This is a genomic window from Candidatus Symbiothrix dinenymphae (assembly GCF_001431085.1).
In genome coordinates this window covers 1-2,513 of the sequence record NZ_BBRU01000575.1, presented here as the reverse complement: position 1 = coordinate 2,513, position 2,513 = coordinate 1, and the positions used below count along the sequence as shown (strand labels likewise).

3 protein-coding genes are annotated in these 2,513 nt (G+C 40.3%); 1 reads left to right on the top strand and 2 read right to left on the bottom strand.

Going from position 1 to position 2,513, the window contains the following annotated elements; genetic code table 11:
• Both ASC50_RS06075 and ASC50_RS06070 read right to left on the bottom strand, forming a co-directional pair.
• Positions 1-326, bottom strand: a 326-nt coding sequence (locus ASC50_RS06075; RefSeq protein WP_193391224.1) for a carboxypeptidase-like regulatory domain-containing protein, incomplete at its 3' end; no start/stop codon positions are given.
• Positions 327-1,068: 742 nt separating this feature from the next.
• Positions 1,069-1,716: a superoxide dismutase gene (locus tag ASC50_RS06070; RefSeq protein WP_082592118.1), complete on the bottom strand. Its 648-nt coding sequence runs from the start codon at positions 1,714-1,716 to the stop codon at positions 1,069-1,071.
• A 263-nt stretch (positions 1,717-1,979) separates the two neighbouring features.
• Here ASC50_RS06070 and ASC50_RS06065 point away from each other — a divergent pair.
• A partial coding sequence (locus ASC50_RS06065) for a Gfo/Idh/MocA family protein (RefSeq protein ID WP_158648536.1) occupies positions 1,980-2,513 on the top strand: 534 nt, incomplete at its 3' end.

The window sequence follows — 2,513 nt, the reverse complement described above, 5'->3', positions numbered from 1 at the left end:
CTCAAGAAGTTGCGGTCTTCATGGAGATACACTGTCAGCGGCTCAGTGTATTCATACACATCCACCTCAAGAGTCTTATAGCCAATGTAGCTAATTGATAATGAGACAGATACACCACTCCCTGCTTTCAGGGAGAAATTGCCATCGAAGTCGGAAACTGTTCCCGATTTCGTACCAAGCACCAAAATGTTGGCACCGATAATCGATTCGCCGGTGGCTTCATCTAACACGCGCCCTTTAATCTCTATGCCGCCGCTTTGGGCTGACACGGGGTTTGCAAAGGCGAGCAGCAATGCTGCAATTGTAACTTTTACTACTTTTTTCATACTTTTAAAATTGTTTTTTAAATTGTTTTTTTTTGTCAGGGGATTGCGGGTCAAGCCCGCAATGCCACACTGACGCTAATACTAACACTAATACTAATAAACGTCACACACATCGTGCGTTTATTATCATTGAAAATAAATAAATTGTAACTAAAAATTTTTTTTTTGAAACTGTGCTTATATAAAGAAGCACAAAAGAATGTTGCGTGTTAAGAATCAACAACAGCAACACATTCGCATTCGCATGCAGGAGGAGGAAAGATTGGCTTGAAAAGCCGAAGAGGAAGAAACACTTGTGCGGTCAAAACGCTGACCCACCGAACTAAGGGACGAAATTCGCTGTCGGAATGTCCGTCGCCACCTGTCTAAATGAACGATTGTTTTCATTGTTCGTAAATATTTTATTATTATTCGGGCGCAAAGGTACGATGTTTTTTTTGAACTACCAAATATTTTTGAAAGTTTTTTTCAAAAATGCTTGCACATGTGAAGAATTTGTCGTACCTTTGCAGCAGATATCGGAAAGATAAGGTCGTAGCCAATTGTGACCCGGACTGGAAACAGAGATGATATTTAGCCTTTCTACGGATAGGTTGCCCGCAGGACGGATTGGTACCGTTACTTGTATGTAAGCACAATAGGAAATTTCGGTTTCCTATTGTTGTTTATATAAAAGCCGAACTGTCGTTTTTTCAAACAGTTAAAATTCAATTGTCAAACACCCAACAGGCTTTTATTGTCCTCAATACCGCCTTTCAACCACTTTCCAATCAACAATTTTCCACAATTCTTTCAGGTGGTCGGCGCGACGGTTTTGATAGTCAAGATAGTAAGCATGTTCCCACAGGTCGAAACCGAGCAGAGGCGTTAAGCCTTTGGTCAGCGGATTGCCTGCATTTTGTTCTTTGGTAATCGACAATTTTCCGGCATTATCTTTTGCCAGCCAAACCCAACCCGAACCAAACAAACCGGTTCCGGCTGTTTCAAACTCTTTCTTAAAATTATCGAACGAACCCCAAGCGGCGTCAATGGCAGCAGCCAATTTGCCCGAAGGAGCACCGCCTCCGTTAGGCGAAAATTGAGTAAAATACAGGTTATGATTCAATAATTGACCTGCATTATTAAAAATTCCACCCTCCGATTCCTTCACAATAGTCTCAATATTGGCATTTTTAAACTTTGTCTCTTGAACTAAATTGTTCAGATTGTTGACATAAGTTTGCAGATGTTTACCATGATGCAACTCAATGGTTTGTCTACTAATTACCGGCTCTAACGCATCGGTGGAATAAGGTAATTTTATCAATTCAAATTTCGCTGAATTAACATTCTGTTTAACCGGTTGTTCACTTGCAATCAGTGAAAACAAACCTAAAATAAAAGCAATCATATTAAATATTTTTAAATTTATAATGTTGCAAAGGTACGCTATTTTTTTTGAACTACCAAATATTTTTGAAAGTTTTTTTTCAGCTGCAACTTTATACAGATAAAACAATAGGCGTAAGTATATGATAAACAAATAGATAGAGAAAGAGATAGAAAAAAAAAGATAGATTTCTCAAAAAAACAGCAAAAAAGTTTGGTTTGTATAGAATTTTTGCGTACCTTTGCCGCGTAAAAAAATAAACATAAAAAAAAATTTTATTTAAGATGAAAAGGAGAGAATTTTTATCAAATGCCGCTCTTATCGGAGCGGGAACGAGTTTGGGGTTGCCCACACTCGTGCTGAGTTCGTGTGCCGGTGGTGCCAAAGCGAAGGTTTATACACCGGAAGAGTTGGGTATGTATTCTTTTGTTGAGATTGCACCCGACGGGAAACCCTTGAAAGCAGCCTTAGTAGGTTGTGGAGACCGCGGGACCGGTGCTGCCCACCAATTTTTGGAAGCAGGTCCGAATGTATCTATCATTGCCCTTGCCGATGTTTTCCCCGACAGGTTGGAAGGTTGCAGGAAGCGCTTGAAAGATAAATTCAACAATGACGTTTCCGACGCCAATTGTTTTTTGGGATTTGATGCTTACAAAAAAGTGATGGCAATGCCGGAAATTGATGTTGTATTGCTTTGTACGCCCACCCATTTCCGTCCCGAACAGTTCAAAGCTGCGGTGGAAGCCGGAAAACATGTATTCATGGAAAAACCTTGCGCTGTAGACCCAACGGGCATCCGTACTGTTATTGCCTCCGCA